The sequence below is a fragment of the Streptomyces sp. NPDC030021 genome (assembly GCF_055574035.1).
The window spans coordinates 192905-217605 of the sequence record NZ_JBVIAH010000002.1; the positions used below are offsets into that span (position 1 = coordinate 192905).

Consider the following 24701-nt stretch of genomic DNA (forward strand, 5'->3'; position numbering starts at 1 on the left):
GTAGCGAAGCAGTATCCGCGAGTTACCGAAAACGGGGACGGCAGGGCTGTCACCGGAGTATGGTGCGCTCCTCGCACGCCGGGCGGGGCTGGATGTCCAGCCCCTCCGGGGTCTACGGCGTACCCGCGCCGCGCTGGAGGCTTTCGCCGAATTCGATCATCTTGCGGGCGTAGTCCTCGGTCCACTCCGCCTGCTCGGCGATCAGGGCCGGCGAGAGCCGGTCGAACCGGCGGGGATCCGCCAGCTGAGCCGCCGCCAGCGCCTGGAACTCCACCGCCCGCTCCTGCGCGGCCCGGAAGGCCAGCGTCAGCTCGGTCGCACGGGCCAGCAGCTCCCGCGGGTCCTCGATCGACTCCAGGTCGAAGAAGTGCTCCGGGTCCGCCACGGCCTCCGAGGGCTCGAAGAGCAGAGGCGCCGGCCGCAGCCGCCGCTCGGTCCGCTCGGGCTCTGCCATGCGTGTCCTCCTGCTGCGCGTGCGAAGTGATTCCGGGCCACCGTCCATTGTCCAACGCCGCGCAAGACCCCTGCGCGATGGGCTGGAACACCCGTACGGCCGATGAGACGCACGAGCAGATCGACAGGCTCAGTGGCGAGGGAGTCGCACAGGTGATCGGCTGGCGCCGGCATCTGCACCGCAAGCCCGAGCTTCATTGCGCTGACCGGCCGTCAGTCGCACACCTCCTCACCCTCACCCGGGTCGCGGGCGCGGACCGGGTGGTGGGGATGGGCGGCACCCTCGGCTACGACGACGTCTCGGAGCCGGTCTCCCGTTTCGGCGGGCTGTACGTGATGCTCGACGTCCAGGACACCGCCCTGGACCCGGCGGCCGGCGAGCCCGTCGCGGTGCCGGGGCGGGTGCGGGGTGGTGGGCAACCACCACCCCGCCTTCTACGCCGCCGCCGACGCGCTGCTCACCGGCGTACGGCTGCACGCGCACGCCGCGTACGACCACCTGGTGGGGAGTCTGCTCACACCGTGACGGCCTCGGCGGCGCGGCGCGCCGCCAGTTCGGCCACGTCGTCCAGGACCCCGGCGAGCTCGCCCGCGAGCGTCTCCGGGGCCTGGAAGCCCTCGGGGCCGAGCAGCTTGGGGATGCCCGGGATCGCGATGGAGCGCTCGGCGGGCAGCATGCCGAGGCGGGTGAGGACCGGCAGCAGCATCTCGGAGGCCGGAGCGCCGCCCGTGGGGCCGGCGCTGTAGCTGACGATGCCGACCGGCTTGCCCTTCCACTCGTTGTAGAGGAAGTCGATGGCGTTCTTGAAGGGGGCGGTGAAGCCGCCGTTGTACATCGGCAGGACGAAGAGGAAGGCGTCGGCCGAGTCGACCAGGGCGCTCCAGTCGCGGGTGTGCTGATGCGCGTAGTTGCCGGTGGAGGCGTATTCGGGCTCGTCGAGGAAGGGCAGGGCGATCTCGGCGAGGTCGACGGAGGTGACGTCGAAGCCGCCGCGCTCGCGGGCCTGCTCGGTGACCCAGCGGGCGAGCGGGCGGCCGGCGGAGGTGGGGCGGGTGGCGGCGGAGATGACGTGCAGGCGGGTCATGGTCAGGACTTCCCGTTCGGTGCAGTTGTTGATGTGTCACCTAATGAAACCCAGGATCTGAATGACATGTCAACCAGATAAGTGATGTGTCACCGACCTGGCTAGAGTGGCGGACATGACCCCCGCACCGGAGCCCGGGCCCCGCTGGCTCACCGAGTCCGAACAGGACGCCTGGTACGCGTGGCGGCGGATGTTCCCGCTGGTCAACGCCGAGATCGCGCGCGACCTCACGCAGGACAGCGGACTCTCCGAGGCCGACTACGACGTCCTGTCGGTACTCGGCTCCACGAACGGCCACCGTATGCGCATCAGCGCCCTGGCCGAGCTGATGCGCTGGTCCCGCAGCCGGCTGTCCCATCAGCTCACCCGCATGGAGCAGCGCGGCGCCGTCCGCCGCGAGGAGGTGGCCACCGACGGCCGCGGGGCGGAGGTGGTCCTCACCGGCGCCGGCGTCACCCTGATCACGGAGGCGGCCCCGCTCCACGTGGAATCCGTCCGCCGCCACCTGATCGACGCGCTGACACCGGACCAGCTGCGCACCCTGGCCGAGGTCGGCGAGGTGCTCCGCGAACGCCTGGGCGCCCGCCGGAAGGCGTGACCGTCCCGAGACTGGGCCGATGTTCACGGCATCCGCGACCCGGGGCAGCGCCTCGGGTCGCGGCCTCGACCGGATGGGGCAGCGCTGTCCGGGTGCAGTGGAAGAGCCCCGTCATGTCGACCCGGGTCATCGGTGAGGTGCGACCCCTGCTCATCGAGCGAGGATGCACCATCAGCCCTGGAGTGCGGCTACGGACCCTGGACGAATGTGCGCGATCCTTCGACCGGAAGTCGCCGGCGATCCATGCGGGGCGCAGTATCAGTGCGGCGCGCTGAGGTAACGCTCCCAGCCCACTGCTTCGATTCTTTCGAAGACGATGGGACTGATTGCTCCGGAGATTGCACCACCGATTGCCCCGAGAACAGCCACGGTCGAGTCGTCCATGCCCGGAACGCTGCGGAGACCTGCGTATGCGCCGAGAACTGCGCCAACCATCACCTGTGGTCGGGGGTCGCCTCGCTCGACGATGTCCACGAGTGCCACCGCGAGGGCGCTGGCGCCGGCCCGCTGCTTGATCTTGGTTGACTGCTCCGTGACATCGGCATCCTCGAAGGCGAGGCGAGCGAGCTCACGCAGGTCCTCCACCTCCTCCTGGGTAAGGCCGGCAGTGGTCAGCCGCAGGAGGTGATAGTGAAGCCTCTGTTGTTGGACGTCGCCGTGGATGAAGCTGCGCACGAAGTCGAATTGTGCACCGGCCTCACGGGAAACGTCCTCGGAAATGGTCATGGACGTTCGCCACCCTTTCGTCAATTGCTCAGGAGCGCCGGGTCGTATCGGCGCTGTCTCGCGCACTGCTGGACGGGATACGGAGGCCGGCGCCGTCGGCCGAGGGGCTGACGGCCAAGCAAGGGGTGTTTCCGGGACACCGTGAGCCGCGGGTGTCGCCTCAGGCGGTGATGCGGTCCAGGGCGGCGTCGCCCGACTCGCCCTTGTGTGACAGCAGGTACAACACATCGCTCACCTGGACGCGGACGAACGAGGTCCACCCCGGCGTCCACTCCTGACGCCAGGTTTCCGTGAGTTTCATGCCAGGAGAGTCTCACCTTGAGTGCATTCGGGATCAAGCGCCCGAATGGGCGGATCTCCGAATCCACCCTCCCAGCCGGGCGGACCGGCACGGCCAGGGTCCGTCGCCGAACTCCAGGGCGACGCAACCGGCGACCGCTGAGACGCACCACGGCCAGGGCGCTCAGTCCCGGCTACGCCGCGGATGCTCCTGGACGAAGTGACCGCGCCCTGAGGGCCTTCCCTAAGGCCGCCAGGGGACGCGGTGCTCGGCCAGATGGGCCAGCACCGAGTGGTTCGCCTCCCAGCCGTCCGGGAATTTGACCGTCACGCCCAGCTGGACCGGCTCCGTCGACGGATGGTCGTCCAGCAGCTCCGCTATGCCCGCCCGGGCCACCACCACGCACGCGTGCCGGTGCCGGGAAGCCAGCACGCACAGGCGGCCCGTCTCCAGGTGGAAGGCCGTCGCGTCCGGGCGGCCCGACAGCGGGTGGAGGACCACCGTGAGGTCGTACTCGCGGCCCTGGAGCCGGTTCGCGGTGTCCACCGTGACCCCCGTGACCCCGAGCGAGGCCAGCGCCGCCCGGACCGCGGCCGCCTGGTCGCGGTGGGCCGTGCCGACCGCGATCCGGTCCGCCGTCAGCGGGGCCGGGTCCGGGGACTGCTCGTCCGAGGTCACCGCCCCGCGGTCCAGCGCCCGGCGGACCACCAGGGCCACCGCCCGCACCGCCTCCGGGTCGGTGCGCGGGGTGTGCCGCGCGGGCAGCTCCAGCAGGCCCCAGCCCGCCTCGGCCGCCTCGTCCAGCACCCGGTCCGGGCCCGACCCGTCCGAGGCCACCCCGTACGACAGCCGCCGCTCGCCCGGGCCCGTACCGCTGCGGAACTGCGTGTACGGGTAGAAGGCACGGGAGACCAGCGGCGCCGCCGTCGCCGGGAGCCGCCAGGACACCGGCAGCCGGTGCTGCGGCAGTTGCGGGTTGTGCGCCAGCAGGGTGCTCACCGCCGAGGCGGAGGGGTCGTAGGACAGGCCCGCCCACTGCTCCGCGCCCACCACGCTGAACGGGTCCAACTGCCCCGGATCGCCCACGAACAGCGCCCGCTCGAACAGCCCGGCCACGGCCAGCAGCGCGTCCGAGCGCATCTGGTACGCCTCGTCGACGATGGCGTGCTGCCAGGGCTCCACATCCTTGACGAAGGCCCACTTCGCCGCCGTGGAGATGGTGATCGGCAGCTCCGCCAGGTCCTTCGGCTTCGCCGAGAGGGTGACCGAGGGCAGCTCGCGCAGCGCCGGGTCGTAGGCGTCCCCGTCACTGCTGTGCAGCCGGCCCACCTTCAGCTCCGGGTCCTTGTCGGCGAGGCGCAGCACCAGGTCATCGACCTGCGCGTTGGTCTGCGCCACCACCATCAGCCGGCGTCCGGCCGCGGCCAGCTCCCGGGCCGCCCGGACCACGAGCGTGGACTTGCCGGCACCGGGCGGGGAGTCGACGACCACGCCCCGCTCGGTCCCGTGCAGGGTGTCGGCCAGGATCGCGGCGGTCGCCCGGGCGGCCGCCGCGCCCGGGTCGAAGGGAGCGGTCGTGGTCACAGCAGGTCCTCGTCGGTCACGGAGTCGGGCAGGGGAAGGGCGCCCGCCGATCCCGGCGGGCCGCCGTGCGTCCACGGGGTCTGCTCGGGCTCCGGCAGCTTCGGGCCGCCGCGCGCGTCGTGCTCGAAGAGCGTCCAGCAGAGCCGGTCGCCCTTCTCCGGGACTGTCCCCGGTTCGGGGTCCCGGCCGCGGCCCATCTTGTCGAGGAGCCGCAGCACCAGCCGCCCGTCCTCCTCGAAGCGGACGAACTGTGCGCTCTGCGGGCGCCCGTCCAGCGAACGGAACACCTTTCCGCCGCCCTCGTCGGCGAGCTGCGGCCGGTCCTCCGTCACCACGGTCACCAGCGGGCGCGGACTCGGCCGCTTCGACTCCGTCCACTCCATCACCACCTCGGTGACCTCACCGGCGAAAGCCTCGCCCGCCAGCCGCCGGCCCGCCATCACCAGCGGGTCGTCCAGGGCCTCCTGGGCGTCGAGCCGCACCTGTTCGGTCTCCCGCGTGGCCAGCTTCTGGGCCGCCGTCACCGCATCGTCGCGGCGCGGCTGCGGCGGCTCGCCCGCCCGTACGCGGTCCCGGTGGCCGGTGTAGGACCAGCGGTCGCGCGTCCAGCGTTCCTCCGCACGCTCGCCCGGCGGCAGGGCGCGCAGCAGGTCGATCGCCTCCCACGTCTTCGACCAGGTGCCCGACAGCTGGGATTCGACCAGCCGGTGCACCTCCTGCTCGGCCGCCCGGACATGGCGGTCGTCGTCGCCGGGCCCGGCCGCCAGGGCCGTGCGCGCGGCGTCGTAGCGGGCGATGGCGGGAGCCAGCAGCTTGTTGTCGAAAGCCGGGTCGGTGGCCGGACCGGCGGGCGGGCACAGCAGCTGACCGTCCTTGTCACGGCCCAGCTCGGCCCGGTGGGCCTCCTCGACGCCCGACCGGCCCTCGGGCGGGTCGATCCAGCCCAGGAGCGCGCCCAGGTGCTGGTCCTCCAGATTGCTCTGGCCGGTCGCCCAGTGCCGGGACAGCAGGTCCGTGGCCGACAGCAGCATCGAGGAGCCGGGCACCCGCGAGCGCTCGGCGAGGTGGGTGAACCAGCGGCCGAGCATCGGCACCTGCGAGGGCGCCGGATACGGATTGTCCGGGTCCTCCTCGGCGGTGCGCCGGAACCGCATCGAGCGCCCCAGCAGCCGTACGTACTCGATGCCCGCCCGGCTCGGCACGATCAGCTGCGGCGCGTCCACGCACAGCTCCGTCTCGACCTTGACCCGCTTGCCCGTCTCCGGGTCGGTCTCGCTGCGCTCGGCCGGCTCCACGGCGTCCGCGTACGCGTCGATGTGGGCCAGCACCTGTACGGCGAGGTCCGCGAGGAAGGCCCAGCGCCGGTCGCGGTCGCGCGGCTGGGGTATCACGAACACCCGCGGCTCGTGCCGGTCGGTGCCGACCATGGCGCCGAGCGGGGCGCCCGCCTCACCGGCCGTGGTCAGCGGCACGAAGACCATCGGGCGCTCGCTCAGGTGGCGGTGCCGCACGGTCGCGAGCGGCTGGGCGCGGCCCGCGCGTACGGCCTCCAGCCGGGCCAGGGTGCTCAGCAGGGGCATGCGGGGGTCTCCGGGACGGGGTGCGGCGGACGGGCGGCGGCCAGTTCCAGGGCCTCGGCGCGCAGCCGGGCGGCGCGGTGCAGCGCGGCGGCGGTCGGATCCTCGGCGCAGCCGGCCCCGGCGGCCGCCGCGAGGGCGGCCTCGACGGTGGTCAGCGTGCCCAGCTCACCCCGTACCGACCGGCCCAGCGCGGTGACCTGGTCGGCGGCGCGGGCCCGGTCACGGCAGTGGAAGGCGAGCTCGCAGGCGGCCAGGCACTCGGGGGCGTAGGCGGCGTCGACCGCGGACACCGCCAGGGCGAGCTCCTCGGCGGTCCGCGTCGCCGGGTCGAAGCTGAGGCCCTCGGGCAGGGCGGCGGCCAGCTCCTCGACACGGGTCAGCCGGTCCAGCTGGCGCCGGGTCACGGAGCGCTCGCGGCGGATGTCGACGGGGGAGGCGGTGGGCAGGTTGGAGAAGTCCTTGGGGCAGACCAGCAGCACGGTGTGCCCGACCTCGGCGCCGGGCAGTTTCCCGGCGGTCTTCTCCAGGGCCAGGACGTAGACGGCGGCCTGCCGGGCGGCGGCGCCCACCTTCGCGGCGTCGGCGGCGCCGTCGATCATCGGGAACGACTTGATCTCCACGACCGTCCAGCGGCCGTCGGGGTGGACGACGACGGCGTCGGGCTCCAGGTAGGCGGGGGAGCCGGCCACCTCCAGGGCGAGCATCGGGTGGTCCAGCAGCGTCCAGGACCCGCTGTCCCGGCCGGCGGCGGTCGCCTCGCGCAGGGCGAGCGCGGTCCGGGCGGCGCGGCCCTCGGGGCCGGCGGCGGTCAGGTCGGGGACGCGGGCACCGGCCCCGGGGGACCCGGGAGGCTCGGCGGTGGGCGCGAGGTGCGCGTGCACCAGCCGCAGCAGCTCGGCTCCGCCGTCGCCCTTGACCTTGGCCTCGAAGGAGTTCCCGCGGACTATGGCGAACTGCGACTGCCCGAAGGAGGCGGGCGAGCCGAGCGCCGAGGCGAGGGCGGTCTTGTCCACGCCCGCGCCGTCGAGCAGGGCGCGTCTGCCGCAGCCGGGATTGGCGGCGAGGGCCGCCAGTGCCCGGGCGTCGAGCGGACGGGGCGGCACGGCGGGGCCGCGCAGACCGGCGAGCCGCTGCCGCAGAGTCGTCGGCTGCGCGGGGCTGCTGGGCGGGTAGGAGCTCACCCGCGGAAGTGTCCCATCCGCCACTGACAATCGTGGACCTAGTGCGGAAACCGGCCGTGGAGGCGGGTGATGGATGATGGACGGACCTCGAACGAACCGGGAGAATTCACATGGCCCCCCGCATCCTGCTGGCCCGCCACGGCCAGACGGCGTGGTCCCAGCTCGGCAAGCACACCGGACGCACGGACGTGCCGATGCTGGAGGAGGGCAAGCTGGGCGCGAAGCTGCTCGGCGAGCGGCTGGCCCGTGACCCGTGGCGGGGGCTGCCGGGCGTGGAGGTTCGCACCAGCCCGCTCGTGCGCGCGAGCGAGAGCTGCGACCTGGCGGGCTTCGGCGCCCGGGCCGAGCCGTGGGACGCGCTGATGGAGTGGGACTACGGCGACTACGAGGGCATGACCCCGGCCGAGATCCAGGCCGTCCGGCCGGGCTGGCTGATCTGGCGCGACGGGGTCCCGGGCGGTGAGTCCGTCGCCGATGTGGCGGCCCGCGCGGACGAGGTGGTGGCCTGGGCCCGTGCGGCGGAGCGCGACGTCCTGGTCTTCGCGCACGGGCACATCCTGCGGACGCTGGCCGCGCGCTGGCTGGGCTTCGAAGCCTCCTTCGGTGCCCGCATCCGGCTGGAGCCGACGTCCCTCTCGGTGCTGGGCTGGGCGTACGGGGCGCCGGCGCTGGAACGCTGGAACGACACGGGTCACCTCGCGTAGCGGTACCCCTGCGGGGTGCTCGGCGGTGTGCGGTGCGGGCCGTCTGCCGGGCGCTGCCCGGACCCTGCGGGCGGCTCGGCGGTGTGCTTCGGCCCGGGCCGTCTGCCGGGCGCTGCCCGGACCCGCGCCTCAATCGCCGGCGGGGCTGGAGGTGGCGGGCCTGTCGGCAGGGGCGGGGTGGGGGGCCGGGGCGGGGTGTCTCCTCGGCTCGGCGCGTGCGGGCATGTCTCGGCTGTACCCGGTGGTCGCGCGCTCGTCCTGCGGGGACACCCCGCCCCGTCCCCCCACCCCTCAGCTGCGGACGCCCGCAGGAGGGGCATGGCGCGTCGCTGTCGGAGCCCTGCCGTGGGGCGGGGACACGCAGGAGGGTCCCCGCAGGACGAGCGCGCAACCCGGGCCGTCTGGCAGAACCACGGCCGCCTGGCGCGAGCCGAGGAGACCCTCGTGCGGGGCACCGCCCCACACCACCCAGCCCCGCCGGCGTTTGAGGCGACCCACCACGGCACGGAAGCCACACCGCCGAGCCGACCGCCGGGCACCGGCCCCGCCGGCGATTGAGGCGACCCACCACGGCAGGGAAGCCACACCGTCGAGCCGACCGCAGGGGCCCGGCGTGGATCCGGACCCGCCGTGCACCGCCGAGCACCCGGGCTCAGAGCGACGCGTGCCTCGTCAGGAAGGCGCCCACCCGGGGGGAGCGCTGGTGGGGGACCAGGGTGCCGGCCGTTTCCGTGAGCATCGAGCGGACCCGCGTCGACTGGACCTCCGCCAGGAGGTCCAGCACGCGGCCCCCCGCCCACGCGGCCTCGTCCGGGGCCCCCGCGCGGGCCAGGTCGCCGGCCAGCTCGGCGGTGTAGAGGGCCACGTTCCGGGCGAAGTGCGGGTCCTGGAGGTCGGCGGCGCGGCGGGCGTGCCGGGCCGCGCGGGCGTGTTCGCCGAGGGCCGACCAGCAGCGCGCCTCCAGGGACTCCAGCTCCGCCTGCCCGAAGAAGGACATCCACTCGGGGTCGGCGTCCGACTCGCCGCGGGAGAACTCCGTGTGCGCCCGGGTCAGCGCCTCCTCGCAGGCCTTGCGGTCGGCCAGCCCCGCCCAGCCGCCCGCCTCCCGCAGTGCGAGCAGGGACAGCAGGCGCGGGGAACCGAGGGAGCGGGCGGCGCGGCGGCCCGCCTGGGCGGCCCGTACCGCCTCGCGGGAGCGGCCGCAGTCCCGGGCCAGGAAGGCCATGTTGCTGAAGGCGTGCGCCTCCAGGCCCGCGTCCCGCGCGACCCGGGCCGTCGCCAGGGCCTCCGCGTAGTGCGAGCGGGCGTCGTCGAAGCGGCCCGAGTCGTGGGCCAGCCAGCCGACGGAGACGGCCAGTTCACCGGCGCCCGAGTGCAGCCGGTCCTCGGTGGACTGCCGGGTGGCTCCCGCGTCGAGCAGCGCGTAGGCGGTGCGCAGGGGTTCGGCGGCCCGCCGGTACAGGGCGTCGGCGCCGTGCCGGTCGTCCAGCAGGCGGATCTGGCGTACCGCGTCCTCGACGGCGGCGGCCTCGGACTCGCCGGCGCGGGAGGGGAGCCGGCGGGTGTCGCCGAGCAGGGTGAGGCTGAGCGTCGCGGCCGCCACGGTCGCGGAGCCGCCCGCCATGAACGCGCGACGCAGCACGTCGCTCTCCTTGGCACTGGAAGGGGAACGGTGGAAGGGGACGGAGAGGGGATCGCGCTGGGCCGAGCGGCCGCGGACGCTCTCGCGGGGGGAGAAGCCCAGATCGGCCAGGGCGCGGCCGGGGAACATGTGGAGGAAGACCCGCTCGTAGGCGTAGTTGGGGCAGCGGATCTCGCCGGACTCGACCCGGCCGATGTAGCGCGCGTCGCAGGAAACCGTTTCTCCGATCTCCTTCGCGGCTCGGCGTACCAGGGCCGCGAACTCGGCCGGGGAGTGCTGCCCGCGCAGCCGCCGGAACGTGGAGTTGGGTGAGTGGGGGGACGCCGCCATGGACGTGACCTCTCTGGCAAGGAACGCAGCACCGGTGCTGTGACTGGGGGTCCGGCGCGCATGAACGTACCGCCAGCGAGGGGGTGTTCATGCGATGTTTGGCTACAAAACGGATATCTCACCCGCGATCCGCCATGAACTGCCATCCTTTGCGGCGTCTTGCCGCCGCACCCGTTGACGTTCCCGTGCGTTGAACCCATGCGGATACGGATCGAGGAGGGGTTCCCTTGTTGGAGGGCGGCATGGAGAGCACTGGAACGAATACCGCGTCCGAGCCCGGCGCGGCCCCGGACCTGGACCTGGTGACCGTTCCCACCCGGCAGGGGCTGGAGGCGGTGGACATCATCCGCCGCGCCGCCAGCCAGGCCGGCGGGGTGGGACCCGTCCTGCACGACGGATCCGGCGACACCCTCGGCTTCCTCGTGCCGTCCGGCACGGCCGACGCGTGGGACCTGCCGGGCAGTGCGTGTACGCAGACCAACGGGCGCGGCATGCGCTTCGGCGACGCCGCCTCGCCCGCCGCGGGTGCCACCGGCTGGCTGCTCCCGCCGGAGGCCGTCGGGCCGGTCACCGATCCGGACGTGCTGCGGGCGGCGCTCGGCGAGGCGGCCCGGCTGATCGAGGCCGCGGACAACTGCCGCTGAGCCCTCCCCGGCTGCCGCCCGTCACAATGGGGTGGTGGCAGGCAAGGACAGGAACAAGGGCAAGCAGCGCGGACGCGGCGGCGCCGAGGCGGTCGTCGGGCAGGTGGACGGCGGCCTGGCGGAGCTGGAGCCGGACCGGGAGCGGGCCGGCGCCTGGACCCTGCTGATCGACGGGGCCCCGCAGTCGCACGTGGACCTGGACGATCCCGGGTACCTGGACTTCGCGTACCAGCGGCGGATCGGTCACCTGATCGACCTCGTCGCGCCCGCCCGGCAGCCCCTGAACGTGGTGCACCTGGGCGGCGGCGCCTTCACCCTCGCCCGCTACACCGCCGCCTCCCGCCCCCGTTCCACCCAGCAGGTCGTGGAGATCGACGCCGCCCTGGTGGCCTTCGTACGGGAACACCTGCCGCTGGATCCGCAGGCGCGGGTACGGGTCCGGGCCGTGGACGCGCGGGCGGGCCTGGCCAAGGTCCCGGACGGCTGGGCGGACCTGGTGATCGCGGACGTGTTCAGCGGGGCGCGCACCCCGGCGCACCTGACGAGCGCCGAGTTCCTGGACGACGTACGCCGTGCCCTCGCGCCCACCGGGTGGTACGTGGCCAATCTGGCGGACGGTCCGCCGCTGACCCATCTGCGGAGCCAGATCGCGACGGCCGCGTCCCGGTTCACGGAGCTGGCGCTGGCCGCCGATCCGGTGGTGTGGCGGGGGAAACGGTTCGGCAACGCCGTCCTGGTGGCGGCCGACCGTGAACTGCCCGTCGCGGAATTCACCCGCCGGGTGGCGAGCGACCCGCACCCGGGCCGGGTCGAGCACGGCCGGGCCCTGGCCGACTTCGCGGGCGGCGCGGCCCCGGTCGCGGACGCCTCCGCGGTGGCCTCGCCGCCGCCGCCGCCCTCCGTCTTCCGCTGAACGCTCCCGGCCCTTCCGGATCGGGCCGGGGCCGCGCAAGGGGCCGTCTCAGGGGTCGACGATCTCGACCATCGGCGGGTGGTCGTGCCAGGTGCAGAAGACCGACACCTCGCGGCCGTCCTTGGTGAAGGTGACCCGGATCCAGAAGTCCTGCTTCCACACCTGCATCCGCCAGTCGGCCGCCGGGGTGGCCGAGACCAGCTCCGCGGAGGACGCGCCCAGGGAGAAGACGACCCGGCCGCCGGACACGGGATAGGCCTGCACCTTGCCCGCGTCCTGGCCCTCCGTCCGCTGGTACGGGCCGGGGGTGGCCGACGGCTCCGGGGACTTCTCCGCGGAGGCCCCGGCGGTCGGCGACGCTTCCGGGGTGGGTGACCCGGAGGGCGAGGGGGACCCGGACTCCGAGGGGGACGGGGACGCCTGCGCGCCGTGCGTCGACGAGGACAGCGGACGGTTGGTCAGGGGTACCGCGAGCGGCGGATCGTAGGCCGTTCCCGACATGACGGTGTGCACGCCCCACCACGACAGCGTCACCGCCGCGCCGGTCGCCAGCATCCAGGCCATCGCATGAAGAAGTCCTCGTCGCATCAGGGCACATACTGCACCACCCGCCACAAGAGTGGCCCGACACCCCGCCGGGTCGCCCGGATGGACTACGGTGCGGGCCATGGCAAGTGTGCTCGTGGTCGAGGACGACCAGTTCGTACGTTCCGCCCTCATCCGGCACCTGACCGAGGCCTCGCACACCGTGCGCAGCGTCGGCACGGCCCTGGAGGCCCTGCGCGAGGTCGCGCACCACCGCTTCGACGTGGTCATCCTCGACCTCGGACTGCCCGACCTGGACGGGTCCGAGGCGCTCAAGATGCTGCGCGGCATCACCGACGTCCCCGTGATCATCGCCACCGCGCGCGACGACGAGGCGGAGATCGTCCGGCTGCTCAACGACGGCGCCGACGACTACCTGACCAAACCTTTCTCCGTGGAGCACCTCTCCGCCCGGATGTCCGCCGTCCTGCGCCGCGCCCGGGCCGCCGCCGGGGCCGAACCGCCCTCGCGCGTCCTGCGCGTCGGCGGGCTCGCCATCGACCCGCTGCGCCGCCAGGCCGAGCTGGACGGGGCCGTACTGGACCTCACCCGCCGGGAGTTCGACCTGCTGGCCTTCCTCGCCGGCCGGCCCGGGGTGGTCGTGGCCCGGCGCGAACTGCTCGCCGAGGTCTGGCAGCAGTCGTACGGCGACGACCAGACCATCGACGTCCACCTGTCCTGGCTGCGCCGCAAACTCGGCGAGACCGCCGCCCGGCCGCGCTACCTGCACACGCTGCGGGGGGTCGGGGTCAAGCTGGAGCCGCCCCGGTGAGCGCGAGATGAGATGGGCGCTCGTCAAGGTGTGCCTCGCGGTCACGGCCATGGTGGTCGTGGCCTTCGCCGTACCGCTGGGCCTCGTCGTCCAGGAGATGGCCAGCGACCGGGCCTTCTCCAACGCCGAACGGCAGGCCGCCAGCATCGGGCCGACGCTGTCCATCACCACCGACCCCGTGCAGCTGCGCAAGGCGGTGGAGTCCACCCAGATGGGCGCCGCCCGGCGGATGGCCGTCCACGTGCCCGCGATCGGTGACAGCCCGCCGGTGGACATCGGCCAGGGCCGGGCCGGGGAGCGCGCCGTCGCGGAGACCCAGCGGATGGGACGGGGCACGACCGCATCGGTGGCGGGCGGCGGCTCGGCACTGCTCCAGCCGACCGCGCTGGGCTCCGGGGACATCGCCGTGGTGGAGATCTTCGTACCGGAGAGCGAGGTCAGCAACGGCGTCGCGACCGCCTGGCTGGTGCTCGCGGGCGTCGGGCTGGCCCTGATCATCGGCTCGGTCGGGGTCGCCGACCGGCTCGGCGCCCGGCTGGTCCGGCCCGCCGAACGGCTCGCGGACGCGGCCCACCAGCTCGGCGAGGGCAGGCTCGGCGCCCGGGTGCCCGAGGACGGGCCGAAGGAACTCCGGTCGGCGGCCGCCGCGTTCAACGCGATGGCGGACCAGGTCGTCGAACTCCTCGCCAACGAGCGGGAACTGGCCGCCGACCTCTCGCACCGGCTGCGGACCCCGCTGACGGTGCTCAGGCTCAACACGGCCTCCCTCGGCGACGGTCCGGCCGCCGAACAGACCCGCGCCGCCGTGGAACAGCTGGAGCGCGAGGTCGACACGATCATCCGTACCGCCCGCGAGCAGCGACCGGCCACCGGCCCCGGGGCCGGGGCGGGCGCGGGCTGCGACGCCTCCGAGGTGATCCGCGACCGGATGGCCTTCTGGTCGGCGCTCGCGGAGGACGAGGGACGCGAGGTGCGCCTCGCGGGCGTGGACCGCACCGTACGGATCCCCGTGGCGCGGCCCGAACTCGCCGCCGCCCTCGACGCCATGCTCGGCAACGTCTTCCGGCACACCCCCGAGGGCACCCCCTTCTCGGTGGACGTCCACGACGCGGGCGACGCCGTCATCGTGCTGGTCTCGGACGCGGGTCCCGGCATCTCCGACCCGGACGCGGCCCTGCGCCGCGGCAACGACGGCGGCCGCGACGGCTCGACGGGCCTCGGCCTGGACATCGTGCGGCGGGTCGCGGAGTCGACCGGCGGCGACGTACGGCTGGGGCGCTCGGTGCTCGGCGGGACCGAGGTCCGGGTCTGGATCGGCCTGGACGGCCGGAGTCTCGGCGGCCCCGGCACGGGGCGGGCCGGGCGCGGCCGACGCGGCAACCGACGTAACCGGGGGCGCGCCTCGCAGGCGTGATGCCACCGCCTCGGTACGGTCCGCGGCATGGACACCCTGATCTTCGGCGGGCTCCTCGCCACGCTGATCGCCCTGTACCGGGGCGCGTCCCGGACGGTCGTGCTCGGCGCGTGGTGGGCGGTGCTGATCGCCGTCACCCTGCTGACGGTGCACCACATCACCAGCGGCCTCGCCCTGAAGCTGAGCTACTGACCGTGGCCGCGACGATGCAGAGCCTCGTGCCGGACGCCCCGCCGGAGAACGGCCTGCTGAGCCGGGTCCAGTACTGGTTCGCCTGCTTCTTCGCCCTCGGCTGGTCGGCAGTCGTCTGCGCCGGCCTGTACCACCAGTTCGGCCGGGGGGACGTCCCGTGCCCGCTGTGCCTCGCGCAGCGGATGTTCATGCTGCTGGCCGCCCTGGGCGCGGCGTACATCATCCGCTCGGCGCTGATCAGCGGCACCGTGACGGGTCGCGCCTACATGACGGGCTGGGGGCTGTCCCTGGTCGCGGCGATCGGGGGCTCCTTCGCGTCCTGGCGGCAGACCATGCTGCACGTCCTGCCGGGGGCCAAGGGGTACGGGAGCGAGGTGCTCGGCCTGCACCTGTACGTATGGGCGTGGATCCTCTTCCAGCTGTCGGTGGTCGCCATCGGCGTCGCCCTGGCCTTCGCCCATGTGACGGCCGACCGTGCCGTGCCGGCGGTCCGTCCGGGGGTACTGCGCACGGCGGGCATGTGCGCGCTGTGGTTCCTGGGCATGGTCATCGCCGTGAACCTGCTGGCGGTCTTCCTGGAGGAGGGCTTCCACTGGTTCCTTCCGGACGCCCCGAACCGGTACCGGTTCTTCTACGATGTCGGGATCTTGGGCTGACCGGTCCCGGGATGGGCCGGGGCGGCCCGGCCTCCGTTCGACGAATGGATCTCCGCAATGCGCTACGCAGTCCTCGGCACCGGGATCGTCGGCCGTACGGTGGCCGCCCGGCTCGACGGCCTGGGCCACCAGGTGGTCATCGGCACCCGGGAACCGGAAGCCACCCTCGGCCGCTCCGAGTACGCGCAGTGGCAGGAGGCCCACCCGACCGTCGGGCTGGCCACGTTCGCGCAGGCGGCGCGGGACGGCGAGACCCTGGTCAACGCCACCGGCGGGCAGGCCAGTATCGCCGCCCTGACGGAGGCGGACGCCGCCCACCTCGACGGCAAGATCCTCATCGACATCGCGAACCCGCTGGACTTCTCGGGGGGCTTCCCGCCGGTCCTGGACCCGGTCAACGACGACAGCCTGGCCGAGCTGATCCAGCGCACCTTCCCGCGGCTGCGGGTGGTCAAGACGCTGAACACGATGAACTGCCAGATCATGGTGGACCCGGCGCGGGTCGCCGGCGAGCACCACGTCTTCCTCTCGGGCGAGGACGCGGACGCCAAGAAGTCCGTGCGCGAACTGCTGTACGCCTTCGGGTGGCCGGAAGCGAGCGTCCTCGACCTCGGGGGCATCGAGACGGCCCGGGGCACCGAGATGCTGCTGCCCGTCTGGCTCCGCCTGATGGGCGCGCTCGGCCACGCGGACTTCAACTTCCACATCCAGGGCGCCTGACGGGCCGCACCCTCCCCGGACGGGGGCGCACCTGTTGCCGGGCCCCCGACCCCGGCCGAGGGTGGGCCTGACGGAAGGAGCCACGCATGAGAGTCATGCTCAGGGCACACATGGACACGGCCGCCACCAACGAGGGCATCAAGACCGGCGCGCTGCCCCAGGCGATCAAGACCCTGATGGAGAAGGTGAAGCCGGAGGCCGCCTACTTCGGCCTGCACGAGGGCGTGCGCTCCTGCTGGATGGTCTTCGACCTGCAGGACAGCGCGCAGATGCCGCCGCTGATGGAGGACCTGTTCCTGCAGTTCAACGCCGAGATCGAGGTCGCTCCGGTGATGAACGCCGAGGAACTGGCGAAGGGCCTGGCGGCGATGCGGTCCTAGGGAGCGGCCTCCCGAGCACCGCGTCGCCCGTCGAAGCCCCTACTGGACGCTGGAGCCGTGCGGGTGGGACGGGTCCCGGGGGCAGGCGAAGACGTTGAGCTTGCCGTGGTTGCCGACGACCACCCCGGTCGGGTTCCGCGGCCCGTCCTCCACCGGGATCCAGCTCCTGGTGTCCGCGTGCCATTCGTTCGTCGCGACGGTCAGCAGCAGCTCCATCGGGCTCCCGCAGGCGTCACAGTCCATGGTCCCGGGCCCGGTGAGGTTCCAGGCGGGGTGCCCGCCTGCCTTCCAGCCCGGGGCGAGGGACAGGTCGCTCTGATAGGTCGGCAGCCAGGCCTCCTCGCCGCCCTCCTCCGCCGCCTCGTAGGCGGCCTCCTCCCGGGCGTCCTCCCACTCCTCGACCGCCGCGCCCAGCTCCCCGGTGAGCAGCTCGATGTACGGGTACTCGGTGACCCGCTCCGGGTGCAGCACGCACGGCTCGGGCACGTACCCGGAGAAGCCGACGGCTGCCGGCGCCGGCTGCTCCGCCGCCACCGCGCGGACCTCCGCCGCCCGGCGCCACCGCAGGTGCGTGTACATGCCGGAGCCGGTGGGTCCGTGGGCGTCGAAGGGGCACCAGAACACCTGGAGCAGATCGCAGCCGTCCGGCCCGGCCGGCAGGTCCGGTATGTCCCGGGCGTGGAGCTGGGCCAGGGCGAGCAGCGGCAGCGGTCCCGGTTCCGGGGCGCGCCGGTGCGGGCTCGCGCACACCGGCCACGGTTCGCCGGCGGGCCACAGCAGCGGCCCTCCTACGTGGCTGTCGTGCGGCCCGGGCCTGCCCGGGCGCGGGTGCAGCCGGGTCGCGGTACGGCGGTGGGCGGCCAGGCCCGGGAAGAGGGACTCCACGTCCAGGGGGCGCTGGGGCGTGGTGCGGGCCGGTCCGTCAGCTGGGTGCATCGTCATCTCCGGTGGCGGGCCCTCAGATGAGGGAGTCGATCCAGCGTTCCAGGCGCTGGGCCTCGGCGGTCATGAGGTCCGGGTCGCGGAAGGTGTTGGTGAGCAGGGAGATGCCCTGGTAGGCGGCGATCAGGGCGACGGCGAGTTCGCGGGCGTCGGCCCGGCCCATCTCCGCGAACTGCCGCTCGGCCCAGTCGAGCAGGACCCGCATGACCTCCGCGATCGAGCGGTCGAGGCCGTCGGCGCGCTTGTCGAGTTCCGAGGCGAGGGTGCCGGTGGGGCAGCCGTACCGGGCGGTGAGCTCGCGCTGTCGGACCCAGCCGGACAGCAGGGCTTTCAATCGCTCCCCGGGGGTGGGGAGTTCGTCGAGGGCGGTGATCAGGCCCCGGAGGGTCTGGGCGTGCGCGTCGATCGCGGCCTCGACGAGCTCGTCCTTGGTCTTGAAGTAGTAGTAGACGTTGCCCACCGGGACTTCGGCGGCCTGGGCGATGTCCGCGAGCGTGGTCTGGGCGACGCCCTGCGCGTGGAGGACCTGCGCCGCGGCGGCCGCCAGCCGCTCCCGCTTGCCGGACGTCCGCCGGACCTTATTTGAGTCAGTCACCTGACTGACTCTAGACGAGTGATCGGGAGGCGGCTATGGTCGTAACTAAGTCAGTCAACTAACTCACAAGGGGGATCGTCATGATCGTAGTGACAGGTGCGACCGGGAACGTGGGCCAGGAACTCGTACGGATCCTCGCGGACGGCGGCGAGCGCGTGACCGCCGTCTCCCGACGGCCCGCGCACATGCCCGAAGGGGTCCGCCACCACCAGGGCGACCTCGCCGAGCCGCAGGGCCTCGGTCCCGCGCTCGAAGGGGCCGACGCACTGTTCCTGCTCGTCGCCGGAGAGGACCCGCAGGGAATCCTGGACCGGGCCGCGGCCGCCGGGATCCGCCGGGTCGTCCTGCTCTCGTCGCAGGGCGCCGGAACCCGCCCCGAGGTGTACGCCCACCCCGCGCGGTTCGAGGACGCCGTCCGCCGCAGCGGCCTGGAGTGGACGATCCTGCGCTCCGGCGGCCTCAACTCCAACGCCTACGCCTGGGCCGAGACCATCCGTACGCGGCGCACGGCCGCCGCGCCCTTCGGCGACGTCGGGCTCCCGACCGTCGACCCGGCGGACATCGCCGAGGTCGCGGCCGCGGTCCTGCGCGAGCCGGGGCACGCGGGCCGGACCTACGAGCTCACCGGACCCGCCCCGGTCACCCCGAGGGAGCGGGCCGAGGCGATCGGCGCGGCCCTGGGCGAGCCCGTCCGTTTCGTCGAGCAGACCCGGGAGGAGGCCCGCGCCCAGATGCTGACCTTCATGCCCGAGCCGGTCGTGGAGGGCACCCTCGGGATCCTCGGGGAACCCCTGCCCGCCGAACTGGAGCCGAGCCCCGCCGTACGGCAGATCCTCGGCCGGGCGCCCCGCCCGTTCGCGGACTGGGCGGCCCGCTCGGCCCCGGCCTTCCGCTAGGCCGTCGTCTAGAACGCCTCGTCCCCGTAGGTGAGGAAGCTCCCCTTCCGGGCCAGGCGGGCGTACCAGTGGGCGCTGGAGCGGGGGGTGCGAGCCTGGGTCTCGTAGTCGACCTGCACGATGCCGAAGCGCTTGCTGTACCCGTAGGACCACTCGAAGTTGTCCATCAGCGACCAGAGGAAATAGCCCTCCACCGGGGCGCCGTCCGCCAGGGCGCGGTGGACGGAGGCGAGATGGGCCTCCAGGTAGCCGATGCGCTGCGGGTCGTGCAGGTCCAGGGTGTACGCCGCGCCGTTCTCGGTGACCAGCAGCGGCAGCCCGGGCGCCTCGCGGGTGAAGCGCATCAGCAGGTCGTACAGGCCCGTGGGGTCGATCGTCCAGCCCATGTCGGTGCGCTCGCCCGGGGGTTGGTGGAAGGCGACCGACTCCGCGGCGGGCCAGGGGGAGTGCGCCGCAGCCCCGTGCCCGTCGGCGCGCGGGCCGTTCCCGCCGGGGGCGGCCGAGACCAACGCCGGCGTGTAGTAGTTCACCCCGAGGAAGTCCAGCGGCTGGTGGATCAGCGCCTCGTCGCCGTGGCGGACGAAGGACCAGTCGGTCACCGCGGCGGTGTCCGCGAGCAGGTCCTGCGGGTACGCCCCGTGCAGCAGCGGGCCGGTGAAGACCCGGTTGGCGAGGGCGTCGATCCGGCGGGCCGCGTCCAGGTCGGCCGCCGAGCCGGTCAGCGGCCGTACCGCGCTGGGGTTGAGCGCGATACCGGCCCTGGCCCGGGCCGGCAGGGCCGCGGCGGCCAGTCCGTGGGCCAGGTTGAGGTGGTGGGCGGCGCGCAACGCGTCGGCGGGGGAGGTGCGGCCGGGGGCGTGGACCCCCGAGGCGTAGCCGAGGAAGGCGCTGCACCAGGGCTCGTTGAGGGTGGTCCAGAGCTCCACCCGGTCGGCGAGGGCCGCCGTGACCTGCTCGGCGTACCGGGCGAAGGCGTAGGCCGTCTCCCGCTCGGGCCAGCCGCCCGCGCTCTCCAGCTCCTGCGGCAGGTCCCAGTGGTACAGGGTCACGCAGGGTCGGATCCCGTACGAGAGCAGCTCGTCGACCAGGGCGTCGTAGAAGCCGATCCCGCCGGCGAGGACCCGCGGCCAGGACACCGAGAACCGGTAGGCGCCGAGCCCGAGCGAGGCCATCAGCCGGACGTCCTCCCGCCACAGCCGGTGGTGGTCGACGGCCACGTCGCCCGTGTCACCGCCGTGCACCTTGCCCGGCATACGGCAGAAGGTGTCCCAGATGGACGGTCCGCGCAGGGCCGCGGCGCCCTCGATCTGGAAGGCCGCCGTGGCCGTACCCCACAGGAACCCGTCGGGGAACCGCAGTTCCCGCGCGCCGGTGTCCGGGTCCGTGCCCACGTCCGGGTCCGCGTTCGTGCCCGGGTCCGTGTTCGTGTTCGTCGGGAGTTGGGTCATCCCTTCACCGCTCCTTGCATGATGCCGCCGACGATCTGCCGGCCGAAGACGAGGAACACCAGCAGCAGCGGGAGCGTGCCCAGCAGCGCGCCCGCCATGATCACCGACTGGTCGGGGATGTAGCCCCGGCCCAGCCCGGTCAGGGCCACCTGCACCGTCGGGCTGCCGTTCTGGGTCAGCGCGACGATCGGCCAGAAGAAGTCGTTCCAGGCCATGACGAAGGTCAGCATCCCCAGCACCGCCATGGCGGGCCGGGCGGCGGGGAACACCACGTGCCACAGGACCCGCAGCGAACTCGCCCCGTCCGTGCGTGCCGCCTCCACCAGCTCCATCGGCAGCGCGTGCACCAGGTACTGGCGCATGAAGAACACTCCGAAGGCGCCCACCAGGGTCGGCAGGATCACCGCCTGGAGCCGGTCGGTCCACGACAGCTTCGCGATCAGCATGTAGAGCGGCACCACGCTCAGCTGCGGCGGGATCAGCATCGTCCCGATCACCAGCGCCAGCAGCGGCCGGCTGCCGCGGAAGCGGAGTTTGGCGAAGGCGAAGCCGGCGAGCGTGGAGAAGAACACGGTGCCCGCGGCGACCGTGCCCGCCACGATCACCGTGTTCAGCAGGGCCGTCCCCATGTTGGCGTCGGTCCACGCGACCTGGAGGTTGCGCCCCAGGTTCCCGCCGAACCAGAACGGCGGCGGGGTCTGGGCCAGGCGCGTATTGCTCCGGGACGCCGCGATCGCCGTCCACAGGAGCGGGAAGAGCGAGCCGGCCGTGAACAGGGCGAGCACCACGTACGTCAGCCGGCCCGCGCGCAGTGACCTCATCGGGAACCCTCCTTCCGGCCGCGCAGCAGCCGCGCCGCCCCGGCGATCAGCAGCAGGATCAGGAACATCGCCCACGCGATCGCCGAGGCCCGCCCGAGGTGCAGGTTCACCCAGCCCTGCTCGTACAGGTACAGCCCGAGCGTCTGGAACTGGTGGTCCGAGCCGCCCGTCGCGCCCGCCCCGCCGTTGAACAGCAGCGGCTCGCCGAACAGCTGGGTCGCCCCGATCGTCGACACCACACAGGTGAAGAAGATCGTCGGCCGCAGCGAGGGCACGGTGACGTGGAGGAACTGCTGGAAGCGCGAGGCCCCGTCCAGCGCGGCGGACTCGTACAGCTCGCCCGGTACGGCCTGCATGGCCGCCAGGTAGATCAGCGCGTTGTAGCCGGTCCACCGCCAGATCACGATGGTGGAGACGGCGAGCTGGGAGGCGAAGGTGCCGTTCTGCCAGTCGACCGCATCGAAACCCACCGCCGACAGCGCCCAGTTGACCATTCCGTAGTCCCGGCCGAAGAGCAGGACGAAGACGAGGGTGGCCGCCGCCACCGAGGTCGCGTACGGGGTGAGCACCGCGACCCGGAAGAACGCCGAGCCCCGCAGCCGGTAGTTGAGGAGGTGGGCCAGGCCCAGGGCGATCGCCAGCTGCGGCACCGTGGACAGCAGCCCGATGGTCACCGTGTTGCGCAGCGCGTTCCAGAAGAACGCGTCGTCCCACAGCCGGGTGAAGTTCCGCAGCCCCACCCAGGTCATGCTGTCGGGATCGGTCAGCTCCACCTGGTGCAGCGCCGCCCAGCCCGTGTAGAGCAGCGGGAACAGCCCGAAGGCGGCGAAGAAGAGGAAGAAGGGCGCCACGAAGGCGTACGGGCTCCAGCGCAGGTCCCAGCGGTAGCGGCGCGAGCGCCACACCTGGGCCCGCCCGCCCCGCCCGCCCGGCCGGCTCCGGCCGCCCCCCTCCGCCGCCGGCCGCTCCGGGCCGACGGCGGAGGGGGACAGCACAGCCGTCTCGTCCGTCACCGGTACCTCACTGGTCCAGGGCGTTGTCGATCGCCTTCACCGCGGCCTCCCAGCCCTCCTGCGGGCTGCGGCCCTTCTGGTCGACCTGGAGCATCCCGATGTCCGCCAGGTTCTGCGCGATCACCAGGTCCTTCGGGCCGACCACCGTCACAGGCACGCCCTCGGCGGCCTTGGAGAAGATCTCGCCGATCGGGGCGCCGCCGAAGTAGGCGTGCTGCGCGCCCGACACCGCCGGCAGCTTGTACGCGGCGCTCGCGCTCGGGAAACTGCCCCGCTTCTCGAAGAGCTTCGCCTGCTGCGCCGGAGCCGTCAGCCAGGCCGCGAGCTTCGCCGCCTCCTCGGCGTGCTTGCCCGCCTTCGGCACCACCAGGAAGGACCCGCCCCAGTTGCTGGGCTTCGGCGCCTGCGCCACGTCCCACTTGTCCTTGCCCGCCGGACCCGCCTTGTCCTGGATGTAGCCGAGCATCCAGGCCGGGCAGGAGACCGTGGCGAAGGAGCCGTTGGAGAAGCCCTGGTCCCAGGCCGGGGTGAACTGCTGCAGCTTGGCGCTCAGCCCGTCGGTGGCGAAGGACGCCGCCAGGTCGAAGGCCCCGCGCACCGCCGGGTTGGTCTTGTAGACGACCTTGCCCTGGTCGTCGTAGAAGCGCTGGGCGCTGCTCCCGGTCACCGCCGCCATCACACCCGACGCCGAGTCGACGAAGGCCTTCCCCTCGCCGGCCTTCGCCTTGTACGTCCGGCCCGCCTCCAGGTACTTGTTCCAGTCGCCCGCCCACAGCGTCCCGACCGCCGTCCGGTCGGTGGGCAGCCCGGCCGCCTCGAAGAGGTCCTTGCGGTAGCAGATGCCCTGCGGGCCGATGTCCGTGCCGAGGCCGACCGTGGCCCCGCCCCTGGCCGCGCTCGCCGTGCCTTGGGCCCACTTCCAGGGCAGGTACGCGGCCTTGTCCACGCCCGGGACCTTGGCCAGGTCCACCAGTTTGTCGGCCTGGGTGGCGGTGATCTCGGCGATGTTGTTGACCTCGACGGCCTGGATGTCGGCGAGCCCGCTGCCCGTGCCCAGGTGGGTGAGGAGCTGGGGGTAGTAGTTCTCGTTCCGCTCGATGGAGGTCTGCTCGATGCGGATCCCGGGATTCTGCGCCATGTACTCGTCGTAGAGTCCCGCCTCCTGGAGTCCGAAGGCCCCGAAGACCCCGACGGTGAGGGTGGTCTGTGCGGCGCCGCCGGACGTGCCGGTGGCGGGGGCGCCCTGGTCGGGGCTGTCGTCGGGGTCCTGCGCGCACCCCGCGAGCAGCAGGGCCGCGGTTCCGGCCGCGGCGACGGTCGTGACAAGGGTTCTTCGGACTCGGGCTCGGGCTCGGACGCGCATGTGCTTCCTCCCAGAAGGACGAAACGTGCCAGGTGTCGTGTGACACAGTGTGGGAGCGCTCCCACAGCCGTCAAGAGGTAGATTCACAACCGGGAGGAAGTCATGAACGGGCACGGGCGCAGTGGGGGACGACCGACCCTTGAGGAGGTCGCGGCGCGCGCCGGAGTCGGGCGCGGCACGGCCTCCCGGGTGATCAACGGATCCTCCAAGGTCAGCGAGCACACCAGGGTCGCCGTCGAGGCGGCCGTGGCCGAGCTGGGGTACGTACCGAACCGCGCCGCGCGCGCCCTCGCGGCCAACCGCACCGACGCCATAGCCCTCGTGATCCCCGAGCCCGAGGCCCGCTTCTTCGCCGAGCCCTACTTCTCCGAAGTGGTCCGCGGGGTCGGCGCCGAGCTCGCCGACACCGAGGTCCAGCTCGTCCTCACCCTGGCGGGCAGCGACCGCGAGCGCCGCCGGCTCGCCCAGTACCTGTCCGGGCACCGCGTCGACGGGGTGCTGCTCGTCTCCGTCCACGCCGGGGACCCGCTGCCGGAGCTGCTGGCCGAGCTCGGCATCCCGACGGTGATCAGTGGCCGCCGTTCCGCCGCCGAGACCCTGCCCTGCGTGGACTCCGACAACCTGGCGGGCGCGGCCGAGGCCGTACGCCACCTCCTCGACCGGGGCCGCCGTACGATCGCCACGATCACCGGTCCGCTGGACGTGTACGGGGCCCAGTGCCGCCTCGACGGCTACCGGCAGGCCCTGGCCGCCGCCGGACATCCCGTCGACGAGCTGCTGATCGCGGTCGGCGACTTCACCGAGGAGGGCGGCCGGCGGGCCATGCGCGCCCTGCTGGAGCGCCACCCCGGGCTCGACGCGGTGTTCGCCGCCTCGGACGTCATGGCGGCGGGCGCCCGGCGGGAGCTGCGCGCGGCCGGCCGCCGGATCCCGCGGGACGTGGCGCTGGTCGGCTTCGACGACTCGGTGGTGGCCCGGCACATGGACCCGCCGCTGACCAGCGTCCGGCAGCCGATCGAGGAGATGGGCCGGACCATGACGCGGATGCTGCTGGGGAGGATCGCGGGGGAGCCGGGCGAGGCGGCCGCCGTGCTGCCGAACCGGCTGGTGGTCCGGGAGTCGTCCTGACGGCCCCGGCCGGGCGGAAGGTCCAGGCCGGGCGGAAGCCCCTGGTCATGCAGAAG

General features: G+C 73.3%; 28 protein-coding genes. 12 read left to right on the forward strand and 16 right to left on the reverse strand.

Going from position 1 to position 24701, the window contains the following annotated elements:
* Window positions 1-112: 112 nt before the first annotated feature.
* The 3 genes from ACZ4YL_RS03985 to ACZ4YL_RS03995 all read right to left on the reverse strand — a co-directional run bounded on the left by ACZ4YL_RS03985 (window position 113) and on the right by ACZ4YL_RS03995 (window position 1538).
* Window positions 113-454: a hypothetical protein gene (locus ACZ4YL_RS03985; RefSeq protein WP_301370906.1), complete on the reverse strand. Its 342-nt coding sequence runs from the start codon at window positions 452-454 to the stop codon at window positions 113-115.
* 212 nt (window positions 455-666) lie between these two features.
* Window positions 667-873 carry a hypothetical protein gene (locus ACZ4YL_RS03990; protein WP_468113608.1) on the reverse strand — a complete coding sequence of 69 codons (207 nt, stop codon included), beginning with the start codon at window positions 871-873 and terminating at the stop codon, window positions 667-669.
* 95 nt (window positions 874-968) lie between these two features.
* Window positions 969-1538 carry an NADPH-dependent FMN reductase gene (locus tag ACZ4YL_RS03995; RefSeq protein WP_468113609.1) on the reverse strand — a complete coding sequence of 190 codons (570 nt, stop codon included), beginning with the start codon at window positions 1536-1538 and terminating at the stop codon, window positions 969-971.
* Window positions 1539-1653: 115 nt separating this feature from the next.
* Between ACZ4YL_RS03995 and ACZ4YL_RS04000 the strand changes: the two genes are divergently transcribed.
* Window positions 1654-2136, forward strand: a complete 483-nt coding sequence (locus ACZ4YL_RS04000; protein ID WP_468113610.1) for a MarR family winged helix-turn-helix transcriptional regulator — start codon at window positions 1654-1656, stop codon at window positions 2134-2136.
* Between the two features lie 258 nt (window positions 2137-2394).
* Here ACZ4YL_RS04000 and ACZ4YL_RS04005 read toward each other — a convergent pair whose 3' ends face one another.
* The 5 genes from ACZ4YL_RS04005 to ACZ4YL_RS04025 all read right to left on the reverse strand — a co-directional run bounded on the left by ACZ4YL_RS04005 (window position 2395) and on the right by ACZ4YL_RS04025 (window position 7487).
* Entirely contained in the window at window positions 2395-2862 is a 468-nt protein-coding gene (locus ACZ4YL_RS04005; protein WP_468113611.1) for a hypothetical protein, read from the reverse strand.
* 160 nt (window positions 2863-3022) lie between these two features.
* Window positions 3023-3163, reverse strand: coding sequence for a hypothetical protein (locus ACZ4YL_RS04010; RefSeq protein ID WP_468113612.1), 141 nt, complete (start codon window positions 3161-3163; stop codon window positions 3023-3025).
* 222 nt (window positions 3164-3385) lie between these two features.
* Window positions 3386-4726 carry an AAA domain-containing protein gene (locus ACZ4YL_RS04015; protein ID WP_468113613.1) on the reverse strand — a complete coding sequence of 447 codons (1341 nt, stop codon included), beginning with the start codon at window positions 4724-4726 and terminating at the stop codon, window positions 3386-3388.
* A complete protein-coding gene (locus ACZ4YL_RS04020) occupies window positions 4723-6306 on the reverse strand; it encodes a hypothetical protein (protein ID WP_468113614.1) in 1584 nt (527 codons plus the stop codon). Before ACZ4YL_RS04020 ends, ACZ4YL_RS04015 begins: the two co-directional genes overlap by 4 nt.
* Complete coding sequence (locus ACZ4YL_RS04025) at window positions 6294-7487, reverse strand: hypothetical protein (RefSeq protein WP_468113615.1); 1194 nt, start codon at window positions 7485-7487, stop codon at window positions 6294-6296. The genes ACZ4YL_RS04020 and ACZ4YL_RS04025 overlap by 13 nt, the downstream gene beginning before the upstream one ends.
* A 110-nt stretch (window positions 7488-7597) precedes the next feature.
* Here ACZ4YL_RS04025 and ACZ4YL_RS04030 point away from each other — a divergent pair, with 110 nt between their 5' ends.
* Window positions 7598-8191: a histidine phosphatase family protein gene (locus ACZ4YL_RS04030; RefSeq protein ID WP_376162635.1), complete on the forward strand. Its 594-nt coding sequence runs from the start codon at window positions 7598-7600 to the stop codon at window positions 8189-8191.
* A gap of 652 nt (window positions 8192-8843) precedes the next feature.
* Here ACZ4YL_RS04030 and ACZ4YL_RS04035 read toward each other — a convergent pair.
* A complete protein-coding gene (locus tag ACZ4YL_RS04035) occupies window positions 8844-10163 on the reverse strand; it encodes a tetratricopeptide repeat protein (protein ID WP_468113616.1) in 1320 nt (439 codons plus the stop codon).
* 242 nt (window positions 10164-10405) lie between these two features.
* On the opposite strand from ACZ4YL_RS04035, the gene ACZ4YL_RS04040 reads away from it, so the two are divergent.
* Both ACZ4YL_RS04040 and ACZ4YL_RS04045 read left to right on the forward strand, forming a co-directional pair.
* The gene (locus ACZ4YL_RS04040; protein ID WP_301370923.1) at window positions 10406-10807 is read left to right on the forward strand and encodes a hypothetical protein; all 402 of its coding nucleotides are present in this window, start codon (window positions 10406-10408) and stop codon (window positions 10805-10807) included.
* Between the two features lie 34 nt (window positions 10808-10841).
* Window positions 10842-11720 (forward strand): spermidine synthase, encoded by an 879-nt coding sequence (locus ACZ4YL_RS04045; protein ID WP_468113617.1) that lies wholly within the window; start codon window positions 10842-10844, stop codon window positions 11718-11720.
* 48 nt (window positions 11721-11768) lie between these two features.
* Here the strand turns inward: ACZ4YL_RS04045 and ACZ4YL_RS04050 are convergent, their stop codons facing one another.
* A complete protein-coding gene (locus ACZ4YL_RS04050; RefSeq protein ID WP_468113618.1) occupies window positions 11769-12308 on the reverse strand; it encodes a hypothetical protein in 540 nt (179 codons plus the stop codon).
* Window positions 12309-12387: 79 nt separating this feature from the next.
* Between ACZ4YL_RS04050 and ACZ4YL_RS04055 the strand changes: the two genes are divergently transcribed.
* The 6 genes from ACZ4YL_RS04055 to ACZ4YL_RS04080 all read left to right on the forward strand — a co-directional run bounded on the left by ACZ4YL_RS04055 (window position 12388) and on the right by ACZ4YL_RS04080 (window position 16439).
* Window positions 12388-13077, forward strand: coding sequence for a response regulator transcription factor (locus ACZ4YL_RS04055; RefSeq protein WP_030010722.1), 690 nt, complete (start codon window positions 12388-12390; stop codon window positions 13075-13077).
* Window positions 13078-13084: 7 nt separating this feature from the next.
* On the forward strand, window positions 13085-14491 hold the full coding sequence (locus ACZ4YL_RS04060; protein WP_468113619.1) for a sensor histidine kinase: 1407 nt from the start codon (window positions 13085-13087) through the stop codon (window positions 14489-14491).
* A 27-nt stretch (window positions 14492-14518) separates the two neighbouring features.
* Window positions 14519-14683, forward strand: a complete 165-nt coding sequence (locus ACZ4YL_RS04065) for a DUF5993 family protein (RefSeq protein WP_468113620.1) — start codon at window positions 14519-14521, stop codon at window positions 14681-14683.
* A gap of 2 nt (window positions 14684-14685) precedes the next feature.
* Window positions 14686-15339 (forward strand): disulfide bond formation protein B, encoded by a 654-nt coding sequence (locus tag ACZ4YL_RS04070; protein WP_468113621.1) that lies wholly within the window; start codon window positions 14686-14688, stop codon window positions 15337-15339.
* Window positions 15340-15396: 57 nt separating this feature from the next.
* Window positions 15397-16059: an NADPH-dependent F420 reductase gene (locus ACZ4YL_RS04075; protein WP_468113622.1), complete on the forward strand. Its 663-nt coding sequence runs from the start codon at window positions 15397-15399 to the stop codon at window positions 16057-16059.
* 86 nt (window positions 16060-16145) lie between these two features.
* Window positions 16146-16439, forward strand: coding sequence for a hypothetical protein (locus tag ACZ4YL_RS04080; RefSeq protein WP_468113623.1), 294 nt, complete (start codon window positions 16146-16148; stop codon window positions 16437-16439).
* 39 nt (window positions 16440-16478) lie between these two features.
* On the opposite strand, the gene ACZ4YL_RS04085 is transcribed toward ACZ4YL_RS04080, so the two are convergent.
* Both ACZ4YL_RS04085 and ACZ4YL_RS04090 read right to left on the reverse strand, forming a co-directional pair.
* Window positions 16479-17375: a hypothetical protein gene (locus ACZ4YL_RS04085; RefSeq protein ID WP_468113624.1), complete on the reverse strand. Its 897-nt coding sequence runs from the start codon at window positions 17373-17375 to the stop codon at window positions 16479-16481.
* A gap of 22 nt (window positions 17376-17397) precedes the next feature.
* Window positions 17398-17976, reverse strand: coding sequence for a TetR/AcrR family transcriptional regulator (locus ACZ4YL_RS04090; RefSeq protein ID WP_468113625.1), 579 nt, complete (start codon window positions 17974-17976; stop codon window positions 17398-17400).
* 80 nt (window positions 17977-18056) lie between these two features.
* On the opposite strand from ACZ4YL_RS04090, the gene ACZ4YL_RS04095 reads away from it, so the two are divergent.
* Window positions 18057-18872, forward strand: coding sequence for an SDR family oxidoreductase (locus tag ACZ4YL_RS04095; RefSeq protein ID WP_468113626.1), 816 nt, complete (start codon window positions 18057-18059; stop codon window positions 18870-18872).
* A gap of 8 nt (window positions 18873-18880) precedes the next feature.
* On the opposite strand, the gene ACZ4YL_RS04100 is transcribed toward ACZ4YL_RS04095, so the two are convergent.
* Genes ACZ4YL_RS04100 through ACZ4YL_RS04115 form a run of 4 tightly spaced genes read right to left on the reverse strand, consistent with a single transcriptional unit; the run spans window position 18881 to window position 23517 of the window.
* Window positions 18881-20320, reverse strand: a complete 1440-nt coding sequence (locus ACZ4YL_RS04100) for a GH1 family beta-glucosidase (RefSeq protein ID WP_468113627.1) — start codon at window positions 20318-20320, stop codon at window positions 18881-18883.
* A complete protein-coding gene (locus tag ACZ4YL_RS04105) occupies window positions 20317-21141 on the reverse strand; it encodes a carbohydrate ABC transporter permease (RefSeq protein WP_468113628.1) in 825 nt (274 codons plus the stop codon). Before ACZ4YL_RS04105 ends, ACZ4YL_RS04100 begins: the two co-directional genes overlap by 4 nt.
* On the reverse strand, window positions 21138-22154 hold the full coding sequence (locus tag ACZ4YL_RS04110) for a carbohydrate ABC transporter permease (protein ID WP_468113629.1): 1017 nt from the start codon (window positions 22152-22154) through the stop codon (window positions 21138-21140). Before ACZ4YL_RS04110 ends, ACZ4YL_RS04105 begins: the two co-directional genes overlap by 4 nt.
* A 7-nt stretch (window positions 22155-22161) precedes the next feature.
* On the reverse strand, window positions 22162-23517 hold the full coding sequence (locus ACZ4YL_RS04115; protein WP_468113630.1) for an ABC transporter substrate-binding protein: 1356 nt from the start codon (window positions 23515-23517) through the stop codon (window positions 22162-22164).
* A gap of 102 nt (window positions 23518-23619) precedes the next feature.
* Between ACZ4YL_RS04115 and ACZ4YL_RS04120 the strand changes: the two genes are divergently transcribed.
* Window positions 23620-24645 carry a LacI family DNA-binding transcriptional regulator gene (locus tag ACZ4YL_RS04120; RefSeq protein WP_301370948.1) on the forward strand — a complete coding sequence of 342 codons (1026 nt, stop codon included), beginning with the start codon at window positions 23620-23622 and terminating at the stop codon, window positions 24643-24645.
* The last annotated feature ends 56 nt before the right edge of the window (window positions 24646-24701 follow it).

Excerpts from the sequence above, each read along its gene's own strand:
- ACZ4YL_RS03985 (WP_301370906.1), bottom strand. The coding sequence starts at position 454 with ATGGCAGAGCCCGAGCGGACCGAGCGGCGGCTGCGGCCGGCGCCTCTG.
- ACZ4YL_RS03995 (WP_468113609.1), bottom strand. The coding sequence starts at position 1,538 with ATGACCCGCCTGCACGTCATCTCCGCCGCCACCCGCCCCACCTCCGCC.
- ACZ4YL_RS04000 (WP_468113610.1), top strand. The coding sequence starts at position 1,654 with ATGACCCCCGCACCGGAGCCCGGGCCCCGCTGGCTCACCGAGTCCGAA.
- ACZ4YL_RS04005 (WP_468113611.1), bottom strand. The coding sequence starts at position 2,862 with ATGACCATTTCCGAGGACGTTTCCCGTGAGGCCGGTGCACAATTCGAC.
- ACZ4YL_RS04010 (WP_468113612.1), bottom strand. The coding sequence starts at position 3,163 with ATGAAACTCACGGAAACCTGGCGTCAGGAGTGGACGCCGGGGTGGACC.
- ACZ4YL_RS04020 (WP_468113614.1), bottom strand. The coding sequence starts at position 6,306 with ATGCCCCTGCTGAGCACCCTGGCCCGGCTGGAGGCCGTACGCGCGGGC.
- ACZ4YL_RS04030 (WP_376162635.1), top strand. The coding sequence starts at position 7,598 with ATGGCCCCCCGCATCCTGCTGGCCCGCCACGGCCAGACGGCGTGGTCC.
- ACZ4YL_RS04035 (WP_468113616.1), bottom strand. The coding sequence starts at position 10,163 with ATGGCGGCGTCCCCCCACTCACCCAACTCCACGTTCCGGCGGCTGCGC.
- ACZ4YL_RS04040 (WP_301370923.1), top strand. The coding sequence starts at position 10,406 with ATGGAGAGCACTGGAACGAATACCGCGTCCGAGCCCGGCGCGGCCCCG.
- ACZ4YL_RS04050 (WP_468113618.1), bottom strand. The coding sequence starts at position 12,308 with ATGCGACGAGGACTTCTTCATGCGATGGCCTGGATGCTGGCGACCGGC.
- ACZ4YL_RS04055 (WP_030010722.1), top strand. The coding sequence starts at position 12,388 with ATGGCAAGTGTGCTCGTGGTCGAGGACGACCAGTTCGTACGTTCCGCC.
- ACZ4YL_RS04060 (WP_468113619.1), top strand. The coding sequence starts at position 13,085 with ATGAGATGGGCGCTCGTCAAGGTGTGCCTCGCGGTCACGGCCATGGTG.
- ACZ4YL_RS04065 (WP_468113620.1), top strand. The coding sequence starts at position 14,519 with ATGGACACCCTGATCTTCGGCGGGCTCCTCGCCACGCTGATCGCCCTG.
- ACZ4YL_RS04075 (WP_468113622.1), top strand. The coding sequence starts at position 15,397 with ATGCGCTACGCAGTCCTCGGCACCGGGATCGTCGGCCGTACGGTGGCC.
- ACZ4YL_RS04080 (WP_468113623.1), top strand. The coding sequence starts at position 16,146 with ATGAGAGTCATGCTCAGGGCACACATGGACACGGCCGCCACCAACGAG.
- ACZ4YL_RS04085 (WP_468113624.1), bottom strand. The coding sequence starts at position 17,375 with ATGCACCCAGCTGACGGACCGGCCCGCACCACGCCCCAGCGCCCCCTG.
- ACZ4YL_RS04095 (WP_468113626.1), top strand. The coding sequence starts at position 18,057 with ATGATCGTAGTGACAGGTGCGACCGGGAACGTGGGCCAGGAACTCGTA.
- ACZ4YL_RS04100 (WP_468113627.1), bottom strand. The coding sequence starts at position 20,320 with ATGACCCAACTCCCGACGAACACGAACACGGACCCGGGCACGAACGCG.
- ACZ4YL_RS04105 (WP_468113628.1), bottom strand. The coding sequence starts at position 21,141 with ATGAGGTCACTGCGCGCGGGCCGGCTGACGTACGTGGTGCTCGCCCTG.
- ACZ4YL_RS04115 (WP_468113630.1), bottom strand. The coding sequence starts at position 23,517 with ATGCGCGTCCGAGCCCGAGCCCGAGTCCGAAGAACCCTTGTCACGACC.
- ACZ4YL_RS04120 (WP_301370948.1), top strand. The coding sequence starts at position 23,620 with ATGAACGGGCACGGGCGCAGTGGGGGACGACCGACCCTTGAGGAGGTC.